General features: G+C 71.2%; 24 protein-coding genes and 2 tRNA genes. 14 read left to right on the top strand and 12 right to left on the bottom strand.

Features of this window, described 5'->3' with window-relative positions; translation table 11 throughout:
* Entirely contained in the window at window positions 1-822 is an 822-nt protein-coding gene (locus IEZ31_RS10570) for an alpha/beta fold hydrolase (protein ID WP_190249598.1), read from the bottom strand.
* Window positions 823-988: 166 nt separating this feature from the next.
* Between IEZ31_RS10570 and IEZ31_RS10565 the strand changes: the two genes are divergently transcribed.
* From IEZ31_RS10565 to IEZ31_RS10535, 7 genes are all read left to right on the top strand, one after another.
* Entirely contained in the window at window positions 989-1,738 is a 750-nt protein-coding gene (locus IEZ31_RS10565; protein ID WP_190249597.1) for a lytic polysaccharide monooxygenase, read from the top strand.
* Between the two features lie 56 nt (window positions 1,739-1,794).
* The gene (locus tag IEZ31_RS10560; protein WP_190249596.1) at window positions 1,795-2,346 is read left to right on the top strand and encodes a DUF305 domain-containing protein; all 552 of its coding nucleotides are present in this window, start codon (window positions 1,795-1,797) and stop codon (window positions 2,344-2,346) included.
* Between the two features lie 55 nt (window positions 2,347-2,401).
* Window positions 2,402-2,539, top strand: coding sequence for a hypothetical protein (locus IEZ31_RS10555; RefSeq protein ID WP_190249595.1), 138 nt, complete (start codon window positions 2,402-2,404; stop codon window positions 2,537-2,539).
* A gap of 10 nt (window positions 2,540-2,549) precedes the next feature.
* A complete protein-coding gene (locus IEZ31_RS10550) occupies window positions 2,550-3,788 on the top strand; it encodes an FAD-binding protein (RefSeq protein WP_190249594.1) in 1,239 nt (412 codons plus the stop codon).
* 10 nt (window positions 3,789-3,798) lie between these two features.
* A complete protein-coding gene (locus tag IEZ31_RS10545) occupies window positions 3,799-4,587 on the top strand; it encodes a fumarylacetoacetate hydrolase family protein (protein ID WP_190249593.1) in 789 nt (262 codons plus the stop codon).
* Window positions 4,588-4,662: 75 nt separating this feature from the next.
* Window positions 4,663-4,734 (top strand) — tRNA-Gln (locus IEZ31_RS10540).
* Window positions 4,735-4,797: 63 nt separating this feature from the next.
* Window positions 4,798-4,873: transfer RNA gene (locus IEZ31_RS10535), tRNA-Glu, on the top strand.
* Between the two features lie 486 nt (window positions 4,874-5,359).
* On the opposite strand, the gene IEZ31_RS10530 is transcribed toward IEZ31_RS10535, so the two are convergent.
* The 4 genes from IEZ31_RS10530 to IEZ31_RS10515 form a co-directional block, all read right to left on the bottom strand.
* Window positions 5,360-6,163, bottom strand: coding sequence for an ABC-2 transporter permease family protein (locus IEZ31_RS10530; protein WP_190249592.1), 804 nt, complete (start codon window positions 6,161-6,163; stop codon window positions 5,360-5,362).
* Window positions 6,160-7,080, bottom strand: coding sequence for an ABC transporter ATP-binding protein (locus IEZ31_RS10525; protein ID WP_190249591.1), 921 nt, complete (start codon window positions 7,078-7,080; stop codon window positions 6,160-6,162). Before IEZ31_RS10525 ends, IEZ31_RS10530 begins: the two co-directional genes overlap by 4 nt.
* 83 nt (window positions 7,081-7,163) lie before the next feature.
* On the bottom strand, window positions 7,164-7,622 hold the full coding sequence (locus IEZ31_RS10520; protein ID WP_190249590.1) for a hypothetical protein: 459 nt from the start codon (window positions 7,620-7,622) through the stop codon (window positions 7,164-7,166).
* A gap of 61 nt (window positions 7,623-7,683) precedes the next feature.
* Entirely contained in the window at window positions 7,684-8,520 is an 837-nt protein-coding gene (locus tag IEZ31_RS10515) for a 3-methyladenine DNA glycosylase (protein WP_373294559.1), read from the bottom strand.
* Between IEZ31_RS10515 and IEZ31_RS10510 the strand changes: the two genes are divergently transcribed.
* The gene (locus IEZ31_RS10510) at window positions 8,519-9,811 is read left to right on the top strand and encodes a PQQ-dependent sugar dehydrogenase (protein ID WP_190249588.1); all 1,293 of its coding nucleotides are present in this window, start codon (window positions 8,519-8,521) and stop codon (window positions 9,809-9,811) included. The genes IEZ31_RS10515 and IEZ31_RS10510 overlap by 2 nt on opposite strands.
* On the opposite strand, the gene IEZ31_RS10505 is transcribed toward IEZ31_RS10510, so the two are convergent.
* Window positions 9,795-11,726 (bottom strand): glycogen debranching N-terminal domain-containing protein, encoded by a 1,932-nt coding sequence (locus IEZ31_RS10505; protein ID WP_190249587.1) that lies wholly within the window; start codon window positions 11,724-11,726, stop codon window positions 9,795-9,797. The two genes, IEZ31_RS10510 and IEZ31_RS10505, sit on opposite strands and share 17 nt — an antisense overlap.
* Before the next feature lie 132 nt (window positions 11,727-11,858).
* Between IEZ31_RS10505 and IEZ31_RS10500 the strand changes: the two genes are divergently transcribed.
* The 4 genes from IEZ31_RS10500 to IEZ31_RS10485 all read left to right on the top strand — a co-directional run bounded on the left by IEZ31_RS10500 (window position 11,859) and on the right by IEZ31_RS10485 (window position 16,040).
* Window positions 11,859-12,881, top strand: coding sequence for a LacI family DNA-binding transcriptional regulator (locus IEZ31_RS10500; protein WP_190249586.1), 1,023 nt, complete (start codon window positions 11,859-11,861; stop codon window positions 12,879-12,881).
* On the top strand, window positions 12,878-14,092 hold the full coding sequence (locus tag IEZ31_RS10495; protein WP_190249585.1) for a sugar ABC transporter substrate-binding protein: 1,215 nt from the start codon (window positions 12,878-12,880) through the stop codon (window positions 14,090-14,092). The genes IEZ31_RS10500 and IEZ31_RS10495 overlap by 4 nt, the downstream gene beginning before the upstream one ends.
* A gap of 63 nt (window positions 14,093-14,155) precedes the next feature.
* Window positions 14,156-15,214 carry a carbohydrate ABC transporter permease gene (locus IEZ31_RS10490; RefSeq protein WP_190249584.1) on the top strand — a complete coding sequence of 353 codons (1,059 nt, stop codon included), beginning with the start codon at window positions 14,156-14,158 and terminating at the stop codon, window positions 15,212-15,214.
* Window position 15,215: 1 nt separating this feature from the next.
* On the top strand, window positions 15,216-16,040 hold the full coding sequence (locus IEZ31_RS10485) for a carbohydrate ABC transporter permease (RefSeq protein ID WP_190249583.1): 825 nt from the start codon (window positions 15,216-15,218) through the stop codon (window positions 16,038-16,040).
* Between the two features lie 82 nt (window positions 16,041-16,122).
* On the opposite strand, the gene IEZ31_RS10480 is transcribed toward IEZ31_RS10485, so the two are convergent.
* From IEZ31_RS10480 to IEZ31_RS10460, 5 genes are read right to left on the bottom strand one after another with little or no spacing between them, the layout of a single operon-like run.
* Window positions 16,123-16,830 carry a DUF1345 domain-containing protein gene (locus IEZ31_RS10480; protein ID WP_229834641.1) on the bottom strand — a complete coding sequence of 236 codons (708 nt, stop codon included), beginning with the start codon at window positions 16,828-16,830 and terminating at the stop codon, window positions 16,123-16,125.
* Window positions 16,827-17,087 (bottom strand): hypothetical protein, encoded by a 261-nt coding sequence (locus tag IEZ31_RS10475; RefSeq protein ID WP_190249582.1) that lies wholly within the window; start codon window positions 17,085-17,087, stop codon window positions 16,827-16,829. The genes IEZ31_RS10480 and IEZ31_RS10475 overlap by 4 nt, the downstream gene beginning before the upstream one ends.
* Complete coding sequence (locus tag IEZ31_RS10470) at window positions 17,080-18,630, bottom strand: radical SAM protein (RefSeq protein WP_229834638.1); 1,551 nt, start codon at window positions 18,628-18,630, stop codon at window positions 17,080-17,082. The genes IEZ31_RS10475 and IEZ31_RS10470 overlap by 8 nt, the downstream gene beginning before the upstream one ends.
* Window positions 18,627-19,004: a hypothetical protein gene (locus tag IEZ31_RS10465; RefSeq protein ID WP_190249581.1), complete on the bottom strand. Its 378-nt coding sequence runs from the start codon at window positions 19,002-19,004 to the stop codon at window positions 18,627-18,629. Before IEZ31_RS10465 ends, IEZ31_RS10470 begins: the two co-directional genes overlap by 4 nt.
* Window positions 19,001-19,756, bottom strand: a complete 756-nt coding sequence (locus IEZ31_RS10460; RefSeq protein ID WP_190249580.1) for a prolipoprotein diacylglyceryl transferase — start codon at window positions 19,754-19,756, stop codon at window positions 19,001-19,003. The genes IEZ31_RS10465 and IEZ31_RS10460 overlap by 4 nt, the downstream gene beginning before the upstream one ends.
* 154 nt (window positions 19,757-19,910) lie before the next feature.
* Here IEZ31_RS10460 and IEZ31_RS10455 point away from each other — a divergent pair, with 154 nt between their 5' ends.
* Together IEZ31_RS10455 and IEZ31_RS10450 are read left to right on the top strand one after the other, a co-directional pair.
* Window positions 19,911-20,927 carry an endonuclease/exonuclease/phosphatase family protein gene (locus IEZ31_RS10455; protein WP_190249579.1) on the top strand — a complete coding sequence of 339 codons (1,017 nt, stop codon included), beginning with the start codon at window positions 19,911-19,913 and terminating at the stop codon, window positions 20,925-20,927.
* Between the two features lie 142 nt (window positions 20,928-21,069).
* Entirely contained in the window at window positions 21,070-21,561 is a 492-nt protein-coding gene (locus IEZ31_RS10450; RefSeq protein ID WP_190249578.1) for a nuclear transport factor 2 family protein, read from the top strand.
* A 48-nt stretch (window positions 21,562-21,609) separates the two neighbouring features.
* Here the strand turns inward: IEZ31_RS10450 and cimA are convergent, their stop codons facing one another.
* Window positions 21,610-23,211, bottom strand: a complete 1,602-nt coding sequence (gene cimA / locus IEZ31_RS10445) for a citramalate synthase (RefSeq protein WP_190249577.1) — start codon at window positions 23,209-23,211, stop codon at window positions 21,610-21,612.
* Between the last annotated feature and the right edge of the window lie 104 nt (window positions 23,212-23,315).

Raw genomic sequence — 23,315 nt, 5'->3', positions numbered from 1 at the left:
CTAGGCCCGGCAGAACGCGAGCAGGTCGGCGTCGAACTCGCGCTCGTAGGCGCCGTGGATGCCGTGCGATGCTCCGGGGTACACCTTCAACCCCGCGTCCTTGAGCAGTTGGACGCTCTTGTAGGCAGCGGCCCTGATCGGCACGATCTGGTCGTCGTCGCCCTGGGCGACCAGCACCGGCACGTCGATCCGCTTGAGATCCTCGGTGAAGTCCGTCTCCGAGAACTGCGCCACGCAGTCGTAGGCCGCCTTCAGGCTGACCTGCATGCCCAGCCGCCAGAACTGGTCGCGGAGGCCGTGCGAGACGGTGCTGCCGGGGCGGTTGGCGCCGTAGAAGGGCGCGCTCAGGTCGCGGTAGAACTGCGACCGGTCGGCCGCCAGCCCGGCGCGGATCGCGTCGAACGCCTCCTTCGGCGTGCCCTCCGGGTTGGCGTCGGTCTTGAGCATGAGCGGCGGGACCGCGCCGACGAGCACCGCCTTGGCCACCCGCGAGGTGCCGTGGCGCCCCATGTACCGCGTGACCTCACCCCCGCCGGTGGAGTGCCCGACGAGGATCGCGTCGCGCAGGTTCAGCCGGTCGATCAGCGTGCCGAGATCGTCGGCGTACTGGTCCATCGTGTTGCCGTCCCACGTCTGGGTCGACCGTCCGTGGCCCCGCCGGTCGTGGGCGATCGCCCGGAAGCCGTGGTCGGCCAGCAGCTTGAGCTGGGTGTCCCAGGCATCCGAGCTGAGCGGCCAGCCGTGGCTGAAGACGACGGGCTGCCCGGATCCCCAGTCCTTGTAGAAGATCTCGGTGCCGTCGGGCGTGGCGATGAAAGGCATGGCCGGGGTTCTGACCGCACTACGCGGAGTTAAACGCTCAAAGGGCGGTGAAGCGTACCTTAAGTGAGAGCGCTCCATCGAGCGAGTTCCATAAAGGTTATTTACTGTTAACAATCTTTCCCTTACCGTGGCTGCATCACCCCCACCGCTGGAAGGGAGCGATTGGATGCGAAGAGCATTCGCGCTGGTACCCCTGGTGCTCGGCGCCCTCGTGGCGTCTCTGCTGGTGACGGCGTCGCCGGCGGCCGCACACGGGTACATCTCCTCACCCCCGAGCCGCCAGGCGATGTGTGCCCAGGGCCGCGTCGCCAACTGCGGCGACATCATCTACGAGCCGCAGAGCGTCGAGGCTCCCAAGGGCTCGATGCAGTGCAACGGCGGCGGCAGCCGGTTCGCCGTGCTCAACGACGAGAGCAAGAACTGGCCGGCCACGTCCGTCGGCAACAACGTCACGTTCAACTGGGTGCTGACCGCCCGTCACTCGACGAGCACGTGGGAGTACTTCGTCGGCAGCACGCGCATCGCGGTCTTCGACGACGGCGGTCGCCAGCCCGCCGCGACCGTCTCCCACAACGTGAGCCTCGGCGGCCGCACGGGCCGGATCAAGGTCCTGGCCCGCTGGAACGTCGCCGACACGGCCATGGCGTTCTACGCGTGCGTCGACCTGCAGGTCGGCGGCGGCAACCCGACCCCGACGCCCACGCAGCCCACCCCGTCCCCCACCAACCCGACCCCGTCGCCGACGACGACCACGACGCCGCCGACGAACCCGGGTGGCACCTGGGCGGCCGGCACCGCGTACAAGGTGGGTGACCGCGTCACCTACGGCGGCGTCACCTACCAGTGCCGCCAGGCGCACACCGCGATCGCCGGCTGGGAGCCGCCCAACGTCCCGGCCCTGTGGCAGCAGGTCTGACCCATTGTGTGGCGCCCCTTGCTCGTCGAGGGGCGCCACTTCCTCCAGGAGGCATCGTGAAGCGCCTGCTCGTCGTGCTCACCGCTTTCCTCCTGGCGGGCTGCGCCGCCGCCCCGGCGCAGCCCGCCCCCGGGGGCACGGCGTCGAAGTACTACAACGACACCGACGTGATGTTCAGCCAGATGATGGTGGCCCACCACGGCCAGTGCCTGGAGCTGGTGCGGCTGGCCCGCACCAAGGCGGTCCGTGAGGACGTGCGCACGCTTGCCGCGGCGATCGACGTGACCGAGGCCGACGAGCTCAAGACCATGCAGGTCTGGCTGGAGAGCTGGGGCCAGCCGCCGACCGCCGACCCGTCGGCCCACGCCGGCCACGGCGGCGCGCACGGCACCGACCCGGCCGACATCGCGGCCCTCGGGGCGCTGGACGGCCCCGAGTTCGAGCGGAAGTTCCTCACGATGCTCGTGGCGCACCAGCACAACGCGGTCGAGATCGCGCGGATGGAGACCGGGTCCGGGATCAACCCCGGGGCCCTCGACCTGGCCAAGCGCATCGACCAGTCGAGGACCGCCGAGATCCAGCAGATGCTCCGGTACCTCGACAGCTAGTCACTCACAAGCGACGCCGTCCTTGTCGGCGTCGAGCCTGTACACGTCCGGACCGATGACCGTGATCGGGCCCTCGACGTGCACCGGCCCGTCGCCGCCGCCGCCCGCACCGTCCACGTCGGACGCCGCGGCGGCCGGTGCGGGCGCCGTGGTCGTCGGCGCAACGGTGCTGGTTGCCGGCGCGGGCTCGTAAACTCGGCCGCATGTCGGAGGACTGGAAGAACTGGGCCGGAAACGTCACGTTCGAGGCCGCACGAGTGCATCGACCCACCTCGGTCGAGCAGGTGCAGGAGGTCGTCTCCGGCGCCGAGCAGGTGCGGGTCCTCGGGTCCGGCCACTCGTTCAACCGGATCGCCGACACGCCCGCGGATCTCGTCAGCGTCGCCGGGCTGCCGGCCGGCGTGCGCATCGACGCCGAGCGGGGCACGGTGAGCGTCGCGGGCGGCGTGCGTTACGGCGAGCTGGCCGCCCGGCTCGACGCCGAGGGCTATGCGCTGCACAACCTGGGGTCGCTGCCGCACATCTCGATCGCCGGGGCGGTCGCGACGGGCACGCACGGGTCGGGCGCGGGCCTGGGCAACCTGGCGACCGCGGTCGCCGGGATGCAGCTCGTCACCGCCGACGGCGAGCTGGTCGAGCTGCGCCGCGGCGACCCGGAGTTCGCGGGTGCGGTGGTCGCCCTGGGTGCGCTGGGCGTGGTGGTCCGGGTGGAGCTCGACATCGTCCCGCGGTTCCAGGTGCGCCAGACGGTCTACGAGCACCTGGCGCGGGCCGAGGTGGACGCGCACTGGACGGAGCTCGCCACGAGTGCCTACAGCGTGAGCCTCTTCACCGACTGGTCCGGCGACACCGTCAACCAGGTCTGGCTCAAGCGGCTCGACGACGGCGAGGCGGCGCCGGCCGAGCTGTTCGGAGCGCGGCCGGCCGGCGGGCCGCGGCACCCGATCTCGGGGGTGTCGCCGGTCAGCTGCACCGAGCAGGGCGACGTGCCCGGGCCGTGGCACACGCGGCTGCCGCACTTCCGGCTGGAGTTCACCCCGAGCAGCGGCGAGGAGCTGCAGTCGGAGTTCTTCGTGGCCCGGGAGGACGCCGTCGCCGCGTTCGCCGCCGTCGAGCGGGTCCGCCACCTGGTGACGCCCGTGCTGCAGATCTCCGAGGTGCGCGTGGTCGCCGCCGACGACCTGTGGCTCAGCCCGCACTATCGGCGCGGCAGCGTGGCGCTGCACTTCACCTGGGTGCCCGACACCGAGGCGGTGCGGCCGGCCGTGGCGGCGCTGGAGGCCGAGCTGGCGCCGTTCGGAGCGCGGCCGCACTGGGGGAAGGTGTTCCACACGGCTCCGGATTACGAGCGGGTGGGCGACTTCCGGGCCCTCGCCGCGCGGCTCGACCCGGATGGCAAGTTCCGCAACGCGTTCGTGCGACGTCATCTGTTCGGGGAGTAGGGTTCCGACCGTGCGTATCGCTCGTTTTGCCCACAGCAGTGGCATGTCGTTCGGGGTCGTCGAGGGTGAGCCGGCGGCCGGGCTGTCCGGGCTGACCGTCGCCGAGATCGACGGCCACCCGTTCGGGGAGATCCGGTTCACCGGCCAGCGCTGGGCGGTCGCCGACGTCCGGCTGCTCTCGCCGATCCTGCCCAGCAAGGTCGTCTGCGTGGGGCGCAACTACGCCGACCACGCCGCCGAGCTCGGCAACGACGTGCCGAAGGAGCCGCTGCTCTTCCTGAAGCCGTCCACCTCGATCATCGGCCCCAACGACGCGATCCGGCTGCCCACGCAGTCGCAGCAGGTCGAGCACGAGGCCGAGCTGGCCGTCGTGATCGGCGTCACGGGCGCGCGCCGGGTCGACCGGGCCGGCGCCGCGGCCGCCATCTTCGGCTACACCTGCGCCAACGACGTCACCGCCCGCGACCTGCAGCGCAAGGACGTGCAGTTCACGCGCGCGAAGGGCTTCGACTCCTTCTGCCCCATCGGCCCCTGGATCGTCACGGGCGTCGACGTCGGCGACGTCGAGGTCCGCTGCGAGGTCAACGAGGAGGTCCGCCAGCTCGGCCGGACCAAGGACATGGTCTTCGACATCCCCACCCTGGTGTCGTATGTGTCACACGTCATGACCCTCCTCCCGGGCGACGTGATCCTCACCGGCACCCCGGCGGGCGTCGGCCCCCTGGCCGCCGGCGACACGGTGGAGGTCTCGATCGAGGGCATCGGCACCCTCACCAACCGCGTCCTGACCCTGGATTAGGCGGCTTCGCGACAACCGATTTGGCGGGGAACGGGGTCTCCGGTAAAGTTCTCTTCCGGCGCCGCAAGGCGCCAATGGGGTATGGGGTAATTGGCAGCCCAACTGATTCTGGTTCAGTTAGTCTAGGTTCGAGTCCTGGTACCCCAGCGCCGCAGCAAGATCGCGGTGCTGTAGTGTTCACCGCACGACAGCAACACAAGGAAGTGCTGGGGCCCCGTCGTCTAGCGGCCCAGGACGCCGCCCTCTCAAGGCGGTAGCGCCGGTTCGAATCCGGTCGGGGCTACCACGGTTCAGGCCGCGCCGCTCGTTCCCGAGCGCGCGGCCTGTTTGCTGTTCAGGCTCGGACTCGGTGCCCATGGTCCAAGCCGGAACCTGACCAGCAGACCCGGCGAGCGGACTGTGCGCCACCGGGGGTGCCGCCCGCGCCGGGCAACCGTGGCGGAGAGGCCGGGCCGCTTCGGCGTCGGGCTTTGAGCCGGCGTCCACCGTCCCGAGCGGAACCTGCCCCACCGAACCCGCGCAGCCTGCTGCACCCAACCCGCGCAGCCTGCCCCGCCGGACCCGCGCAGCCTGACCCACCCAACCCCGCGCAGCCTGACCCACCCAACCCGCGCAGCCTGACCCGCCGGACCCGTGCAGCCTGACCCACGAGCGCTCGGTCGGCTCGACCCCGGCGCGGACCCGCCGCCGAGTCCCGCCGCCGGCCGCGACGTGACCGCGGACGTCCGGGTGCCGTTCCCAGGCGCCCGACGTCCGCGATCGCGAGCAGGTGTCAGGCGTCCCGGTGTTTGAAGAGGTAGGCCGCCACTCCCAGGAGCAGCACAGTCCAGCCTCCGAAGACGGCCAGGCCCTGCCACGGGGTCAACAGTGCGCCCGGGTCCACCGTCGGCTGGAAGATCAGCTGGCCGGCGTTCGTCGGCATCCAGGCGTTCACGTGGGCGCCCCACGAGCCCGGCAGCAGGCTTGTCAGGTTCGACACGATCAGGATCAGGCCCAGGACGGCCGTGATCGCGCCCGCCGTGTAGCGGATGATCGCGCCCACCGCCAGCGAGAACAGGCCCAGCACCGCCATGAAGAGGCCGGCGCCGATCACCGAGCGGAGGATGCCCGGACCGTCCAGCGAGAGCTCGACGTGGGGCGAGAGGATCGCCTGGCCCAGGAAGAAGGCGGCGAAGGCCAGAAGCTCGCCGACCACGAGCATCAGGGCGGTGAACACGCCCACCTTGGCGGCCAGGACGGTCAGGCGGCGGGGCTGGGACTGCAGGGTGGAGCGGATCATGCCGGTGGTGTACTCGGCCGAGATCACCAGCACGCCCAGCACCGCGATCACGAGCTGGCTGATGTACACCGGGCGGGCGATCACCAGCTCCAGCGGGTACTGCCGCAGGATCTCCTGCGTGCCCGGGTCGGCGGTGTCCCACTGGCGCATGACGCTCCAGGCGATGACCGACATCAGGCCCAACGAGATGGCGGCCATCGCCACCAGCGACCAGACGGTCGAGCGGACCGTGCGCAGCTTGGTCCACTCCGAGCGGACCATGCCGCCCAGGCCGGCCCGCGGCAACACCATGCTCATGACGACTCCCTCAGTGGTGCGGCCTGGTACTCGACGCTGTCGCGGGTCAGTTCCATGAAGGCCTGCTCCAGCGAGGCCTGCAGCGGCGACAGCTCGTACAGCCGGATCCCGTGCTCGAACGCCAGGTCCCCGATCCGCTCGGCGGGCAGCTCGGTCACGAGCAGCGCCCCGTCCGACGCCGGCGCCGTCTTCCCGCCCGCGCGGGCCACGACGGCGGCCAGTTCGGACGGCGACGACGAGCGGACCCGCAGGGCCAGCGCCGAGTTGCGCTCGATGAACTCCCGGACCGTGCAGTCGGCGATCATCCGGCCCCGGCCGATGACGAGCAGGTGGTCGGCGGTGTGCTCCATCTCCGACATGAGGTGGCTGGAGACGAGCACGGTGCGGCCCTCGGCCGCGAGGGCCTTCATGAGGTTGCGGATCCACAGGATGCCCTCGGGGTCGAGCCCGTTGACCGGCTCGTCGAACATCAGGATGCGCGGGTCGCCGAGCAGGGCGGCCGCGATGCCGAGCCGCTGGCCCATGCCCAGCGAGAAGCCCTTGGACCGCTTGCGCGCGACCTGCGTGAGCCCGACCTTCTCCAGCACCTCGTCGACCCGGCGCTTCGGCAGGTTGTTGCTCTGCGCGAGGCAGAGCAGGTGGTGGTACGCGCTGCGCCCGCCGTGGATCGCCTTGGCGTCGAGCAGCGCGCCGAGCTCCCGCATCGGGTTGTCCAGGGCCGCGAACGGCCGGCCGTTGACCGTGACCCGGCCGGCGGTCGGGGTGTCCAGGCCGACGATCATGCGCATGGTCGTGGACTTGCCCGCGCCGTTCGGACCGAGGAACCCGGTGACCTGACCCGGCCGCACCGTGAACGAGAGCCGGTCGACGGCGACCCGGTCGCCATACCGTTTGGTGAGGCCGACAGCCTCGATCATGACTGGTCCTTCCCCTTGGTGGTATCTCCAGGGAAGGTAGGGCCGCCGTCCTGTGACGGCGGTGAGAGAAGCTGTGACGCGGCTCAGCGGGGCCGTTCGTAGGTCATGTCGAAGTCACGCAGCCAGGTGCGGCCGTCCTTCGACTTCTCCCAATGGGCGACGATCCGGTAGCCGTTCGGGCTGATCGTGCCGGCGAAGCGCTGGTGGAAGCCCTCCGCCGACCGCCAGATGCGCCACTCCCGCTCGGTCAGCGTCATGTTGTAGACGCGGAAGACGCCGCGGGCGTCCGAGTAGAGCTGGGTGAACTGGTCAGTGGAGTCGTCGTAGCCGATCATCGACACCGTCGGGAACGGGGTGTTGTCCAGCCACTCCTGCGGCACGTCCTCGCCGGGTGGGCCTCCGTCGGCGCGCTGGATGAGGAACTCGCCGTCGTCGGCCCACGCGAAGCTGGTCCAGCCCTTGCTGGTCACCACGCCGCCGACGGTCGTCTCGACGTCCCACAACCCCAGCAGCGGCCGCAGCCGCCGCCGAACCTCGCTCATCCCGTCCGCCTCCGTTCAGCAGGGTTCAGGGGTCGACAAGATCCTAGGCCGACCGGGTGTGTCAAGGGCTGGCGAGCAAGCGTTCGCACTCCGCCAACAGGCGGGCCCGCAGCGGCGCCGCGCGCTCGGCGAAGGCGCGCTGGGCCTCGACGTAGCGGACCCGGCCCTCCGGCGTCTCGATCCGCACCGGCTCGTAGCCGAGGGCGGCCAGATCGTACGGCGAGGCGCGCATGTCGAGCGTGCGGATGTCGCGGGCCAGCTCGAAGCAGTCGGCGATCAGCTCGGCCGGCACGAGCGGGGCCAGTTTGTACGCGTGCTTGTAGAGATCCATGTTCGCGTGCAGGCAGCCCGGCTGCTCCAGCGCGTGCTGGGCCTCCCGGGTCGGCTGCAGCAGGTTCAGCGGCCGGGCGGGCTCGGTGTAGAAGCGGAACGCGTCGAAGTGGCTGCAGCGGATGCGGGAACCGGCGACGACGGCGTCGGTGCCGGCGGCGCCGAGCCGCAGCGGCCAGGCGTTGTGCCGCACCTGCTCCTGGGTCTGCCGGTAGACCATGGCCCACTCGTGCAGCCCGAAGCAGCCGAGGTGCGGCGGGCGGGAGGCGGTGGCGGCCAGCAGGTCCCGGATCCACTCCACGGCGGGCCGCCGCCGCGACAGCTCGGCGGGGTCCGGGGTGCCGGGAAACCAGCGGCGCAGCTGGGCCGGCCGATACGAGTAGTAGGTGAACAGGAAGTCCTCGACGGGATGCTTCTCGCCACGACGCCGGCGGGCCAGGTGCGGCTCGATCCAGGCGTCGACCCGGGCCTCGTGCGCGACCCGGCGGGCCGCCCACGTGGCCCGGGCGAGGTCCGCGGTCGACGACACGGGGGCAAGTCTAGGGGCCCGGGGTAGCGTCAGCAGCATGCGCAAGCTCTGGGCCGCCGCCCTCGCCGGCACGATCGCGCTCACCGCCTGCACCAACGACGATCAGAACCGGGCGACCGGCCAGCCGGGCTCGGCGGCGCCGTCCGCGGGCACGAGCCCGTTGACCAGGACGCAGGTGCAGGTGCCGGCGGGCATGAACACCGCGCCGTTCGACAAGGCGCGGTACCTCGACGTCCCCGCCGGCTGGACCGTGGCCGTCTACGCCCGCATCGACAAGGCCCGCTTCCTGGCCCGGACGCCCAGCGGCGACCTGCTCGTGTCGCAGCCGTCGGCCGGCCGGATCCACGTCGTCCGCGACGGCAGGGTCACCGAGTTCGCGAGCGGCCTGCGCCAGCCCCACGACATGGTGTTCGCCGAGCTGAGCAACCAGATGTACCTGTTCGTCGCCGAGTCGCACCGGGTGATGCGCTACCCGTACGCGAACGGCGACCTCAAGGTCCAGACCGGCCAGGTGGTCGTCGACGGCCTGCCCGACCGGAGCACGCCCGAGCTGCGCGGCGCGTATGCGCACCAGCTGAAGAACATCGCCGTCCGCGGCGACCGGCTGTACCTCTCGATCGCCTCCACCTGCAACGCCTGCGTCGCCGACACGGAGAGCGACCCGCGGCGTGCGGCCATCTACACGTACGCCGCCGCGGGCACCAACGCCGAGCGCAAGCTGCTGGCCACCGGCATCCGCAACGCGGAGGGCCTCGCGTTCCGGCCCGGCACCGACGAGCTGTGGGCCGTCGTCAACAACCGCGACAACACCCTGGTGCCCGACGACCGCGACGTCGACGGCGACGGCAAGTCCGACAAGGGCAAGAAGATGGCCCAGTTCGTCGACGACTACCCGGTCGAGCCGTTCATCAAGGTGCGCGACGGCGGCTTCTACGGCTGGCCGTTCTGCAACCCGAACGACAAGGGCGGCTTCGACCGCGACTACGAGCTCAACCGCGACGGCCGGCGCGCCGACTGCGCCAAGGCCGACCCGATCGCCTTCGGCTTCGCCGCGCACAGCGCGCCGCTGGGTCTGACGTTCTACAAGGACGGGGCGGTCGTGCCGCTGCACGGCTCGTGGAACAGCACGAAGCCGGTCGGCTACAAGGTGCAGTACGTCCCCTTCAGCAACGGCAGCCCGACCGCCGCGACCGACCTGGCGACCGGGTTCGTCGAGCCGGACGGCAAGTGGTGGGGCCGCCCGGTCGACGCCGCGGTCGACCCGGACGGCTCCCTCTTCGTCAGCGATGACGGCAGCGGCACCGTCTACCGCCTCACGCCGCCGAGATGACCGCCGGCGACCCGTCGGCCATCAGGAACTCGACGCCGACGGGTCCATTGTGGACCGTCAGGGTGCCGGCCGCGGTCACGCTGACGTCCAGCTCGCCCTCGCCGATCTTCAGGCCGCGCACCCGGAACGCCCCGACCGGCGACGGCGCCAGCGGGGCGAACGTGATCCGCCCGCCCGGCACGTCGGCGTCCAGCCCCAGCAGTGCCGTGAGGATCGCCGGCCCCGCCGCCGCGGCCCAGGCCTGCGGGCGGCACGAGGCCGGGTACGGGGTCGGCAGGTCGTCGCCGCCGAACAGCTCGGGCAGCCGGAAATCGAAGCGCTCGCCGGCGTCGAGCAGGGCGCGGATGACCGCCGACGCCTCGCCCGCGTGGCCGTCCCGCACGAGGCCGAGCAGCGCGATCGCGGTGTCGTGCGGCCAGACCGAGCCGAGATGGTACGAGATCGGGTTGTACCCGGCCGACGACGGCGCGACGGTCCGGATCCCGAACGGCGAGCGCAGCTCGGCCAGCCGCGCGGCGACGGCGGCGCTCTCGGGCGCGGTCAGCAGCCCGGTGCCCAGCAGGTGCCCCATGTTCGAGGCGATGCTGTCGACCCGCTGCCCGGCGCCGTCGAGCGCGATGGCCGGATAGCCGCCCTCGCACCAGAACGCGGCCCGGAACCGCTCGGCGAGGTCGGCCGCCCATCCGCGCCAGCGCCCGGACCCTTCGCGGCCGAACGACTCCAGCAGCCAGGCGGCGTCGAGCGCGGCCTGATGCGCGTAGGCCTGGACCTCGCTCAGCGCGAGCGGACCGGTCGCCAGCCGCCCGTCGGCGTGCTGCACGCCGTCGCCGGAGTCCTTCCAGCCGTGGTTGGTCAGCCCCTTGGCGCTCGACTGGTAGGCGATGAAGCCGTCGTGCCCGGCGAGCCACTCCATCGCCCGCTCGACGTTCGCGAGCAGCGGCTCGACGGCGGCGCGGGGCATGCCCCAGCGGTACGCTTCGGCGAGGGTGCTGACGAACAGCGCGGTCGCGTCGACGGTGCCGTAGTACACCGGCGGCAGGTAGTAGGCGGCGTCGGGCGGGCGCACCTCGTGCAGGATCTTGCCGGGCTCCTCGTCGGTGTCCGGGTCGTGCCGGACGCCCTGCCGCTTCGCGAGCGCCCGCAGCGTGCCGGCCGCGACCTCGTGGCCGACCGGCAGGCCGAGGCGGGCCGACCAGAGCGAGTCGCGGCCGAAGAGGGTCAGGTACCACGGGCTGCCCGCGGTGTAGTACACGTCCTCGCCGTCGGCGCTGCGCAGCGCGTCGAGATCCTGGACGCCGGCCCGCACGAGGGCGTCGAGGCGCCGGTCGTCGGCGGTGACCCGCAGCGTGCTGAACCGCTTGCTACGCGCGACCGGCGGCCCGTCGGTGCGCGTGAAGCGCAGCTCGACGGTCCAGCTCTCCCGCGGCGGGATGGTGACCTGCCAGCGGAAGTCCTCCGCGGGCGGGCTGGCCGAGTACTCGACCGACATGCCGTCCGCGGACACCGCGGCCGCCACGCCGTCCTTGACCGCGCTCATGCTCGCGTAGTCGGTCGACGCCTCGACCGCCACCTCGACGCTCAGCGTCTGGTGCGAGTCGTTGGTCAGGGTGATCGTTTCGGTGCCGCCGTTCGGCTCGGCGAGGCGCCGCCGGGACAGCGTGACCGTCGGGTCGGGGCCGTCGTCGCCGAGCTCCCGCAGCACCGACGCGAACACCGCCGACGCGGCGCCCGTCCGCCGCACGGTCACCGGCACGGGTGAGCGCCCGTCGACCGTCACGACCAGCCGGGAGAGCACCCTGCGGTCGTTGACGTACAGGCCGTCGGCGCCGCCGGTGAGCTGCCCGGACGGCCCCGACAGCCAGGTGGCCGGGGCGGCGACACACGTCACGTGCTCATGCAGGTAGGGCTGTGCCATCTTCGGTTCCTCTTGACAAGCCGGTGGGCGGGTGAGACTGTCCGGTCATCCATGTTGAACGTTCAAAACGGCTAATGCCATCGCAAGGTTTTGAACGTTCAACTCGGCACCTTACGGCATTTGGGAGGGAATGTGCACCCGCCGACCGTCGAGGACGTGGCGAGGGCCGCCGGGGTCTCCCGGCAGACCGTGTCCAACGTGCTCAACGCGCCCGAGCGCGTGCGCCCGGAGACCCGGCAGCGGGTCGAGGCGGCCATCGACCAGCTCGGCTACCGGCCCAACCGGGTCGCGCAGTCGCTGCGCGCATCCACCTCCCGCATGATCGGCTACCGCATCGAACCGATGCACCCCCAGTCCCTCTCCAGCATCCACGACCGGTTCCTGCACGCGCTGGCCGAGGCCGGCCGGGCCGCGGACCACCACCTCCTGCTGTTCACCGCCAACGACCCCGAGGACGAGGTCGCCAACGTGCAGGCCCTGCACCGGGCCGGCGCGATCGACGGCGTCATCCTCTACGGCATCTCGACCGCCGACCCGCGCCCGCCCGGGCTGCGGCAGCTGCGCATCCCGTTCGCCGCGTTCGGCCGCACGGGAGCCGACTCGGCCCACTCGTGGGTCGACATCGACAACGCCGCGGGCACCGCCGCCGCCGTCGACCACCTGGTGGCCGGCGGTCACCGGCGGATCGCGTTCGTCGGCTACCCCGAGGGCGCCGCGGCGGTCGGCGACCGGCGGGCCGAGGGCTGGCGCACCGGCCTCGACCGGCACGGCCTGCTCGCCGGCTCCCGCCACCTCGACCTGCGCGGCGAGGACTCGCTCGCCACCGGAGCGTGGCTCGGCGAGGCCCTCCTGGACCACCCCACCCCGCCCACCGCCGTCGTCGCCGCCACCGACACGCTCGCCGCGGGGGTGCTGCGCGTCGTGCAGCGCCGCGGCGCGCGCCTCGCGGTCGTCGGCTTCGACGACACCCCGACCGCCGCCGCGCTCGACCTGTCGAGCGTCCGCCAGCCCATCGAGGCGGTCGGACACGCCATGATCCGCGCCCTTCTCGGCGGTGGAACCGAACCCACCGCCCAGTTGCTGCCGCCCGAACTGATCGTCCGGGCGTCCAGCGCACCGCAATTGAACCCCGACCCCCTGGGAGCGACACCATGAAACGCACACCCCGCCTCCTCGCCGCCGCGCTGCTGCTGCTCGGGCTCGCCGCCTGCGGCGACGACGGCTCCGGCACCGAGGGCACCGACACCGGCGCCAAACTGACGATGTTCGCGTTCTCCTCGTCCCCGGCCGAGGATGCGGTACTGCGCAAGGCCGTCGAGGACTACAACAAGCTCGGCCGCAACACCGTCGAGCTGAAGGTGCTGCCGGAGTACGACACCGCGCTCACGACGGCGCTGGCCGGCGGCGAGCCGCCGGACGTGTTCTACGTCAACGACAACAAGCTGCCCGACCTGGGTAAGAACGGCGCGCTCGAGCCGATCGGCGACAAGGTCGAGAACCCGGGCGACTTCTACGACACGCTCAAGCAGTCGTTCACCTACAAGGGGACGTACTACTGCGCGCCGAAGGACTTCTCCACGCTGCAGTTGGTGTACAACACCGCCGACTTCACCGCCGCCGGCGTCCAGCCGCCCAAGACCTGGGACGAGCTGGCCGCCGCCGCGAAGGCGCTGACCAAGCCGGGTCACCCCGGGCTGGTGTTCGGTCCCGAGTTCTACCGCTGGGGTGTGTTCATGGCGCAGGCCGGCGCGTGGCCGACCAACGACGACATCACCAAGATGACGATGGACACGCCCGAGATGAAGACGGCCCTGCAGTACGTGGCCGACAACCACAAGAACGGGAACTTCGGCACGCCGGCGTCGGTCGGCGCCGGATGGGGCGGCGAGGCGTTCGGCAAGGGCCTGACGTCGATGACCATCGAGGGCAACTGGATCGTCGGGGCGATGAAGAACGACTTCCCCAACGTGAAGTACGCGGTCGCCGAGCTGCCGGCCGGCCCGAAGGGCAAGGGCACGATGTCCTTCTCGGTCTGCTACGGCGTGGCCAAGGCGTCGAAGAACAAGGCCGCCGCGACCGACTTCGTCAAGTGGCTCACCTCGCCCGACGAGCAGTTCGCGGTCACCAAGGAGTTCCCGGTGATGCCGTCGCGCAAGTCGCTGGCCGACAAGTGGCTGGCCGACAAGCCGGAGCTCAAGGCGTTCGTCGCCGGCGGTGACTACGCGAAGAAGTCGGTGTTCGTCCCCGGCTTCTCGACCGCGATCGACACGTTCAACGACGGTATCCAGGGCCTCGCCAAGGGCAACAAGCAGGTGGACGAGGTCGTCTCCAGCACCCAGAAGGCCGGGACCGACATCCTCGGCTGACCCGTTTGACCGGGGCCGCCGCCTCCCCCGTGGCGGCGGCCCCTTCCGGAGGTACCCCCGAAAATGACCGCCACCGCTGAGGCCCCGCCGGCCGCACCCACCGGCCCCCGCCCAAAGTCGCGCATCCACGGCCGGCAGAGCCTCGCCGGCTGGCTGTTCGTCACCCCCGCCCTCGTCGGGCTGGGCGCGTTCATGGTCGCGCCGATCGTGCTGGCGCTGTGGGTGTCGTTCCGCGACTGGAGCGGCCTCACCCCGCTCGCCGACTCCACCAACGCCGGCGCCGGCAACTACGCCGACCTGCTCACCGACCCCGGCGTCGTGCGCGGCGACTTCGCCAAGAGCCTGCGCAACAACCTGTACTACGTGCTCGGCGTCGTCCCCGCCCAGACGATCCTGGCGTTCCTGCTCGCGCTCGTCGTCAACGCCCGGCTGTTGAAGGGCCGCACGTTCTTCCGCACCGCGTTCTACTTCCCGTCGGTGACGAGCTCGATCGCCGTCGCCTTCATCTTCGTGTTCCTGTTCAGTCCGGCGGGCGTGGTGAACACCGTGCTGTCCGCGGTACTGCCGGGAAAGGTGGACCTCGTCTGGCTGGACGACTCGGACGGCCTGCTGCACCTGCTGCTGCGGACCGTGGGCGTGGACCATCCGCCGGCCGCCCTGCGCGGCGAGTTCATGGACCTGTCGTGGTGGGACTGGCTGTCCGGCCCGAGCGTCGCCCTCTCCGCGGTGATGATCCTGGCCACCTGGACCACCACGGGCACGTTCATGCTGATGTTCCTGGCCGGCCTGCAGAACGTCCCGGAGGAGCTGGAGGAGGCGGCGTCCATCGACGGGGCCACGCCCCGCCAGCGCTTCTTCGCCATCACGCTCCCGCTGCTGAAGCCGACCCTGTTCCTGGTGCTGACGCTGGGCATCATCGGCACGTGGCAGGTCTTCGACCAGGTGTACGCGATGACGGCCGGCGGCCCGCAGAAGACCACGCTCACGCCCGCCTACCTGGTGTACCGCGAGGGCTTCCAGAACAGTGCGATGGGCCGCGCGGCGGCGATCGCCTTCGTCGTCTTCGTCATCATCCTGGTCTTCACCGCCGTGCAGCGCCTGGTGCTGCGGAAGGAGCGCTGACATGCGGCGCGCGGTGCGGTACGGCATCCTCATCTTCTTCGCCGTGATCTTCATCTACCCGTTCATCCTGTCGTTCGCCACCTCCTTCAAGTCCCGCCCCGAGGTGGCGTCCGACCCGGTGATCCCGTGGCCGCAGTCGTTCGACACCCGCGCCTGGGCCGACGTGCTGCTGCACAGCGACTTCCCGCTGTGGACGTTCAACTCGATCCTCGTGACGGTGCTGGCGACGCTGGGCCGCGTGTTCCTGGACTCGCTGGCGGGCTACTCGCTGGCCCGCCTGAACTGGCGCGGCCGGAACCTGGTGTTCGCGGGCGTCGTCTCGGTCCTGGCGGTGCCGCCGATCGTCCTGACCGTTCCGCGCTTCCTGGTGCTGAAGGAGATGAGCCTCCTCAACTCGTACACGGGCCTGATCCTGCCCTTGGCCGTGGACGCGATGGGCATCTTCCTGATGCGGCAGTTCTTCGCCGAACTGCCGCGGGAACTGGAGGAGGCGGCCCGCATCGACGGCGCGTCGATCTTCCAGGCCTACTGGCACGTGGTGCTGCCGTTGGCCCGCCCGGCGCTGCTGACGCTGACGATCCTCTCGTTCCAGGGCGTCTGGAACGAGTTCCTGATGCCCTTGATCGTCGTGCGGGCCAGCCCGGACCACTGGACGCTGCCGTTCGGCCTGTCGACGCTCGGCCGCGGCGGCGCGGGCGGCCAGTCGTACGACTACCCGGTGATGATGGCGGGATCGATCCTGACGATCATCCCGGTGGCGATCGTCTTCATCGTGTTCCAACGCTTCTTCGTGCGCGGCGTGGCCCAGTCCGGCGTGAAGGGCTGACGGCGGCCGGCTCATGACGCCGGCTCATGATGGCGAGTTCTGGCTGCCATCACAACCAGAACTCGCCATCGATCATGGGCGGTCAGGCGCCGATGACGTTGACCGCCCGCGCCACCACCAGGAGGACCGTCACCAACGAGAGCAGCGACTCGCTCAGCATCAGCAGCTTGGCCCACGTGGACATCGGCAGGGTGTCCGTCGGGCTGAAGGCGGTCGCGTTCGTGAACGACAGGTACAGGTAGTCCACGAACGTCGGCTCCCAGTCGCGGCTCGCCAGGTCCGGGACCTGCATCTGGGTGAACACGAAGTCCGGGTGCGGTGCGCTGCCGTCGGCGCGCGCTCCCGGGCCGCCGCGGTCGCCCTCCCAGAACCACAGGGCGAAGACGATGACGTTCGTCAGCCAGATCGCGCCGCCCCACAGGAGCAGGTGCTCCGGCGGCGGGCCGCCGTGGCGGAACAGGGCCCGCACCAGCAGCGCTACCGACCAGGCCGTCACCAGGGTCAGGACCGCCACCAGGCCGATGCTCAGCGGGCGCAGCACGCGGGTCTCGCGGTTGATGCGCAGCGGGTTCACGGCCACCACGGTCAGCAGGAGCAGCGACTCCAGGCCCGGCAGCAGCCAGCGCGGTCGCGGGGCCAGGTCCGGCGGGAGGACCATGTGGATGGCGATCGCCGCGGCGATGGCCAGCGCGGCCGGCCAGCGCTGCTCGGCCTCGGTGCGGCGCAGCCAGCCGGGGAGCTGTGCCGGCCGGTCGCTGCCTCGTTGCAACGGGGGCGGTAGGTCGCTCACGCCAGCCAACCGTAGACGTGCCAGCCCACGCCCGCCAGGCCGGCCACGGCCAGGGCCGCGAGATACGTCAGCACCAGGCGGGTGTCGCGCAGCACGCACTTGGAGCGGGTCAGGCCCTGCCGGCGGGCCCGCAGATACCCGGCGAAGCCCAGCACCGCGAACCCCAGCACCGCGAGCGGCCCGAGGAGCCAGGCCAGCGCCGCGATCGTCGCGTAGACGCACAGGCGCAGCGGGTCGTACGGCTGCGGGTCAGCCACGGCGCGGGAGGCGCTGGATCGACAGCAGGGGCCACGCCTGTACCGCACAGAAGGGCGCGCACTGATCCTGCCCGGCGGCATTGCGCGTGGCCACGTGCACGCAGCACTGCAGGAGCCGCTCCTCGATCATCGTGTGCATGTCCATGAACGGCTTCACCGTGATGCGCTTGACGCGCTCGCCGAGCATCTTGCGCAGCCGGTTCCGCCCGCCCGGCATCGACGAGGACACGAGCGTGGTCAGCGTCGAGATGCCGAGGTCGCAGTTCTCGCAGATGTCCCGCCACAGGCGGCCGACGTCGGGGTGGGACAGCGACGACTGCTCCGACAGCAGCCCCAGCAGCGAGTCCTTGACCGCGGCGCGCAGCGCGGCCGGCAGCTGGACGTCGGCGATCCGGTTGGCCACCAGCTCCGGCGCCAGGTCGAGGAACGACAGCAGCCGGTCGTGGCCGATGAGCTCGGTCATCGACTGCCACTGGCCGGCGTCGTCGCGCAGGAGGTACCCCACCGAGCAGCAGTGCGGGTGCGAGCACGGCAGCGCCGTCAGGTCGCGCCAGGTGACCAGGTCGCCGGTCTGCGGGCCGAGCCGGGCCAGCACCCCGGTGTGGGTCAGCCGGTCGACCGGGTCGATCGGACCCGAACGACCCGAGCCGAACTGCGGCTGCAGCGAGACCCCGCCGACGTACGGCGTGTCCAGCGCCCGCTTCACCACCGCGCCGATCTCGTCGTCGTTGACGCCAAGCGCGCACGTCATGGTGAGCGTGGTGAAGATGCCCCGGGCGGAGAGCCGGTCGATCGCCTGCTCCTTCAGCCGCCGCAGGTCGGCGCCCCGGTGGTGGCGCGACGCACGCTCGGTCACGCCGTCGTACTGCAGGTAGACCTCCACCCGCTCCCGGTGCTCGGTGAGCAGGTCGAGCAGCGCGTCGTCGCGCGCGATCCGCACCCCGTTGGAGTTGACCAGGACCCGCACGACGTTGCGCCTCGAGACCTCGTGCAGGAGTTCGGGGAGGTGGGGGTACAGCGTGGGCTCCCCGCCGGAGAGCATCAGCACGTCGATGCGGCCGTTCTCCCGGGACAGCTTGGTGTCGACGCTCGCCAGCACGTCCGCCAGCGGTACCACACCTTCGATCGCGGGCGAGGAGTCCGTGAAGCAGGTCGGGCACTTCAGGTTGCAGCTGTCGGTCAGGTCGGCCAGCAGGATGCAGGTGTGCTGGGTCTGCATCTCCGGCAGGCCGTCGAGGTACGCCGACGGGACGGGCGCGAAGTTGCCGGCCAGGTCGGGCACGTGCGTCTTCGTCGGCGCGGTCCACTGCTCGAGGTACCGCAGGATCTCCGGCTCCTCGTCGTACAGCGTGCGGACGAGCCCGTGCGCCGGGCAGCCGCGCTCGAGCCAGATCCGCCCGTCGCGCTCGGCCAGCCAGCCCGACAGCCGCTGGACCGTCTCGAGTGGACGGTCCGGCCGCTCGTCGTGGCAGTTCGGGCAGAAGGCGTTGACGTACCGGTGGATGCGGTCCCCGCGCAGCGGCATGCCCGTGTCGGTGCTCATGTCGTTCCCGTCTGGCTGTTGACGATGGCGATGCAGACCCCGATCCCGGCGATCGGGAAGACCAGCACGCTGACCGCCCATCCGATGATGATGCCGAGCCCGATCCCCCGGTCCTTCTGCGCGATCCAGATGATGCCGACGATCAGGCAGGCGAGGAAGAGCAGAATCTGCAGCAGGATCTCGGCGTAGATGCCGAACAGGGCGTTCTCGCTCTTGTCGGACATCGCGAACAGGAACGTGAGCAGCACGCCGAGCCCGATGACCAGCACCTGACCGAGCGCGGCCAGGCCGATGCCGGCGAACACCTTCCTGCCGCGGATCGGCCGCTCGGGGCCGGGCGGCGGCGGTGGCGGCGGGACGGTCCAGTCGCTCATGTGGTCACACCTTCCGCGCGATGGGAGCGCCAGGCCAGCCGGGCCGCGAGCAGCGGCAGGCAGGCCAGCAGGAACAGTTGCGAGCGGGTCAGGCCCGCCCAGACGACCTCGTTGCCGCGCACGAACTCGACGCCGAACCGGAACGCGGCGTATCCGGCGAGGTACAGCGTGAACAGGCGGCCCGGCGTGGTGATCCGTTTGCGCAGCGCGAGCAGCGCGACGAACGCGGCGACGTGGAAGACGATCTCGTAGGCGAACGACGGATGCAGCGGTACACCTGGGGGAACATGCATCGCGGCGGCCTGCTCGGCGTCGAGCGTGACGCCCCAGGGCAGGCCGGTGGGGGTGCCCGGCGGCTCGGCGAAGAAGCAGCCCAGGCGCCCCACCGCCATGCCGAGGGCGACGGCGGGCGCGAAGAGGTCGCCGGTCTTGTGCGGGTATCCGGCGATCCGCTTCGCCACCAGCGCGCCCACGTAGGTGCCGACGAGCCCGGAGAGGATGCTGCGGTTGCCGTACGCCCACTGTTCGAGCAGCGACGCGTTGTCCCGCGGGTCGAGGTGCTGCGCCCACGTGCCGAGCCGGGCGAACAGGGCGCCGCCGGCGAGCGCGCCGGCCAGCACGTACCAGAGCCGCTCGTCCTGCGCCTGCCGCCGGCGGACCTCCCACAGGAAGACCAGGGCGGCGACCCCGATGCCGAGGGCCACGAACACGTCGTGGGTCAGGATCGCCACCGGACCGAACCGAGCGATCACCGGGTGCACGGCTGCCGAGCCTAATGTGTCGGTCCCGTGGAATCGTTGGAAAGGCGTCCAAGCGACAGCGGCGAGCCGAGCCGAGCGCGGTGGCCGTGGCGGCAGACGTCGCCTGAAGGTAGGAGCTGTGGCGGCGGGCGTCTACCCTGACGGGATGGTCAGCACGGAGGAAACGCTGCCGCTCGCTCCCCCGACGGCCCCCCGGCGCCGGCATCGGTGGCTGACGGTCCTGCTGTGGCTGATGGTCGTGCCGTTCGTGATCTGGACGGCCGCCCGCCTGCTGGGCCTCGAGAGCGGCTTTCCCACGGTCCAGCTGATCGCGTTCACCCCGTATGTCGCGGTCGCGTCGCTCGTCCCGCTGGCCATCGCGATCCTCACCAAGCGCATCTGGCCGGCCGTGGTCGTCGCGGTCGCCACGATCGCGCTGGCCGCCTGCGTGCTGCCACGCATGATCGCCGACAGCGACCCCGGCACCGAGGACGGGCCGTCGCTGCGGGTCATGACCGTCAACATGCTCATGGGCCGGGCCGACCCGGTCCGGATCGTGCACCTGATCCGGGAGCACAAGGTCGACCTGGTGGCGTTCCAGGAGTTCACGCCGGAGGGCGAGGACGCGTTGATCGACGCCGGCATGTCGGGGCTGCTGCCCAACGCGGTGTCGTTCTCGAAGCCCGGCGTGGCCGGCTCGGCGATCTACAGCCGGTTCGGGCTGACCAACCAGGGGTATCGCCAGTTCGACGTCGACTTCGGGCAGGCGCAGGCCCGCGTGAACGTCCCCGGGGCCAAGGAACTGCACGTCGAGTCGGTCCACCCGTGCGCGCCGGCGCCGAGCTCGGCCCGCGACGAGTGCTGGGTCGCCAACCTCGCGGCGCAGCCGGCCGCCACCCCCGAGGGCCCCACGGTCAACATCCTCCTGGGCGACTTCAACGCGACGATCGACCATGAGGCCTTCCGCGAGGTGCTCGCCAAGGGGTATCGCGACGCCGCCGACGTGGTGGGCGCCGGATGTGTCGGCTCGTGGCCGTACGACGACCGCTGGTTCATCCCGGGCGTCCAGCTCGACCACGTGGTGGCGGACAAGCGGGTCGGCGTGCGCAAGGTGTCGGTGCACCAGGTCGCCGGCAGCGACCACAAGGCCGTTTACGCGGAACTCGTGCTGCCGAAAGCCTAGGACCAACCCGCCGATCGGGCCGAAATCGGACCGAAGAGATCACTTCGGCGTACCTCCGCCTATACGCGGTTCGTTGGCCGGGAGTACCTTCACGTACGGATCGGGCGGAGCGCCCGGACATGGACCACGTTGGAGCAGATGGGTGACACGAACCTTCCGCGGCCTCGCGGTCGCCTTCGTCATCCCGCTTGTGCTGGGCGTCGCGGCATGCGGCTCGGACAAGTCGGACGGCGCGAGCGACGAGTCGGCGAGCGACCGTCCGACGGTTGAGGTGACGGCGCAACCCCAGGACGCCGCCTCCGCCCAGGTCACCGCCGAGCAGTTGTTCGACAACCTCAGCGATGGCGACTGGGCGGGCGCCTACGACCTCTGGACCGACGCCGCCAAGACGGCGATCGGCAAGGATGCTTATATCGACCTGGTCGCGACGTGCACGGCGCAGCAGGGCGAGTATATGGTGACCGGGGTGACGCCGGTCGACGACTCGACGGCCACCATCAAGTGGTCGCACACCCCGACCGGCTCGACCACGGCGCAGACCGGCACGAGCACGGTGCGCTACCAGAACGGGGCGTGGCGGTTCGAGCCGGACGGGGCGTCGTTGGCGGCCTACAAACAGAACAAGTGCCCGTAGCCGGGCGTTGACGGGCCGCCCCGGGTTCGGGGCGGCCCTTCGTTCTGCTCAGACCCGCACCTGGTGCGCTATGCCGTAGCTGAGCGCGTCGACGAGCGCCTGCCAGCTGGCCTCCACCACGTTCTCGTGGACGCCGACGGTCGTCCAGTCCTCCCCGGTCGACCGGGTCTCGACCAGCACCCGCGTGATGGCGCCGGTGCCGTGGCTGCCCTCCAGGATGCGGACCTTGTAGTCGGCCAGCTCGAAGCGGGCCAGCTCGGGGTAGTGCCTGGCCAGCGCGACCCGCAGCGCCTCGTCGAGGGCGTTGACCGGGCCGTTGCCCTCGGCGGTGGCGATGACGCGCTCGCCGCGCACGCGGACCTTCACGGTGGCCTCGGAGACGACCGCGCCGTCCTCGCGGTGCTCGACGATCACGCGGTACGACTCGAGCGCGAACGGCCGGGGCAGCGCGCCCTCGGCGAGCTCGGCCCGGGCGAGCAGCTCGAACGAGGCGTCGGCGGCCTCGAACGACCAGCCGCGGGCCTCCAGCTCCTTGACCCGGTTGGTGACCCGGGTCAGCGCCTCCGGATGGCCGGCCAGGTCGACGCCGAGCTCGCGAGCCTTGAGCTCGATGCTGGCCCGGCCGGCCATCTCGGTGACCAGGATCCGCATGTCGTTGCCCACGACGACGGGGTCGATGTGGTTGTACAGCACGGGATCCACTTTGATCGCGCTCGCGTGCAGGCCCGCCTTGTGAGCGAACGCTGACGACCCGACGTAGGCCTGGTGGGTGTCGGGTGCGATGTTGGCGATCTCGGCGATGGAGTGCGAGACGCGCACCATCTGCTCGATGCAGCCGTCCGGTAGGACCGGCATGCCGAGCTTGAGCTGCAGGTTGCCGACCACGGCGAAGAGGTCGGCGTTGCCCGGGCGCTCGCCGTAGCCGTTGGCGGTGCACTGGAAGTGCGGCACGCCGGCCTCGACGGCGGCGACGGTGTTGGCGACGGCGCAGGACGTGTCGTTCTGGCAGTGGATGCCGAGCCGGGCGACGGCCTCCTCGGGCGTGACGCCGAGCGCCACCGCGAGCCGCTCGCGGACCTCGCCGACCGTGCGGGTGATCAGCGACGGCAGCATCCCGCCGTTGGTGTCGCACATCACGGCGGCCTCGGCGCCGGCCTCGAGGGCGGCCGCAGCGACGCCGGCGGTGTAGTCGGGGTCGAAGCGGTAGCCGTCGAAGAAGTGCTCGCAGTCGAGGAAGACGCGGCGGCCCTCGGACACGAAGTACGCCACCGTGTCGCGGACCATCGCCAGGTTCTCCTCGGCGGTGGTGCGCAGCGCCCGCTCGACGTGGCGCAGGTCGGACTTGGCGACCAGGGTCACGGCGGGCGTCTCGGCCTCCAGCAGGGCGCGGACCTGCGGGTCGTCCTGCACCCGGACGCCGGCCTTGCGCGTCGAGCCGAACGCGACGAAGACGGCGTGCTTGAGGTCGAGCTCGGTGCGCGCCCTGCGGAAGAACTCGGTGTCCTTCGGCATGGCCCCCGGCCACCCGCCCTCGATGAACCCGACGCCGAACTCGTCCAGCAGCCGGGCGACGGCCAGCTTGTCGACCACCGAGTAGCTGATCGCCTCACGCTGAGCCCCATCGCGCAGCGTCGTGTCGTACACCTGCATGGTCGTCTCCTCTGACCGGCGTCCTGGCGGAAGTCTTGGGTCGGCTTTACCTGGGCCAACAAAAAGACCCCTCGCGAATGCGAGAGGTCTGCGCGTCCAGCGGA

Source organism: Dactylosporangium sucinum (genome assembly GCF_014647515.1).
In the GTDB taxonomy this organism is placed as follows: Bacteria; Actinomycetota; Actinomycetes; order Mycobacteriales; family Micromonosporaceae; genus Dactylosporangium; species Dactylosporangium sucinum.
This window is presented reverse-complemented; position numbering and strand designations above follow the sequence as displayed.

Coding starts and splice junctions, on each gene's coding strand:
- IEZ31_RS10570 (WP_190249598.1), bottom strand. CDS start 822: ATGCCTTTCATCGCCACGCCCGACGGCACCGAGATCTTCTACAAGGAC.
- IEZ31_RS10565 (WP_190249597.1), top strand. CDS start 989: ATGCGAAGAGCATTCGCGCTGGTACCCCTGGTGCTCGGCGCCCTCGTG.
- IEZ31_RS10555 (WP_190249595.1), top strand. CDS start 2,402: ATGACCGTGATCGGGCCCTCGACGTGCACCGGCCCGTCGCCGCCGCCG.
- IEZ31_RS10550 (WP_190249594.1), top strand. CDS start 2,550: ATGTCGGAGGACTGGAAGAACTGGGCCGGAAACGTCACGTTCGAGGCC.
- IEZ31_RS10530 (WP_190249592.1), bottom strand. CDS start 6,163: ATGAGCATGGTGTTGCCGCGGGCCGGCCTGGGCGGCATGGTCCGCTCG.
- IEZ31_RS10525 (WP_190249591.1), bottom strand. CDS start 7,080: ATGATCGAGGCTGTCGGCCTCACCAAACGGTATGGCGACCGGGTCGCC.
- IEZ31_RS10520 (WP_190249590.1), bottom strand. CDS start 7,622: ATGAGCGAGGTTCGGCGGCGGCTGCGGCCGCTGCTGGGGTTGTGGGAC.
- IEZ31_RS10510 (WP_190249588.1), top strand. CDS start 8,519: ATGCGCAAGCTCTGGGCCGCCGCCCTCGCCGGCACGATCGCGCTCACC.
- IEZ31_RS10515 (WP_373294559.1), bottom strand. CDS start 8,520: ATGCTGCTGACGCTACCCCGGGCCCCTAGACTTGCCCCCGTGTCGTCG.
- IEZ31_RS10505 (WP_190249587.1), bottom strand. CDS start 11,726: ATGGCACAGCCCTACCTGCATGAGCACGTGACGTGTGTCGCCGCCCCG.
- IEZ31_RS10495 (WP_190249585.1), top strand. CDS start 12,878: ATGAAACGCACACCCCGCCTCCTCGCCGCCGCGCTGCTGCTGCTCGGG.
- IEZ31_RS10490 (WP_190249584.1), top strand. CDS start 14,156: ATGACCGCCACCGCTGAGGCCCCGCCGGCCGCACCCACCGGCCCCCGC.
- IEZ31_RS10485 (WP_190249583.1), top strand. CDS start 15,216: ATGCGGCGCGCGGTGCGGTACGGCATCCTCATCTTCTTCGCCGTGATC.
- IEZ31_RS10470 (WP_229834638.1), bottom strand. CDS start 18,630: ATGAGCACCGACACGGGCATGCCGCTGCGCGGGGACCGCATCCACCGG.
- IEZ31_RS10465 (WP_190249581.1), bottom strand. CDS start 19,004: ATGAGCGACTGGACCGTCCCGCCGCCACCGCCGCCGCCCGGCCCCGAG.
- IEZ31_RS10455 (WP_190249579.1), top strand. CDS start 19,911: ATGGTCAGCACGGAGGAAACGCTGCCGCTCGCTCCCCCGACGGCCCCC.
- cimA (WP_190249577.1), bottom strand. CDS start 23,211: ATGCAGGTGTACGACACGACGCTGCGCGATGGGGCTCAGCGTGAGGCG.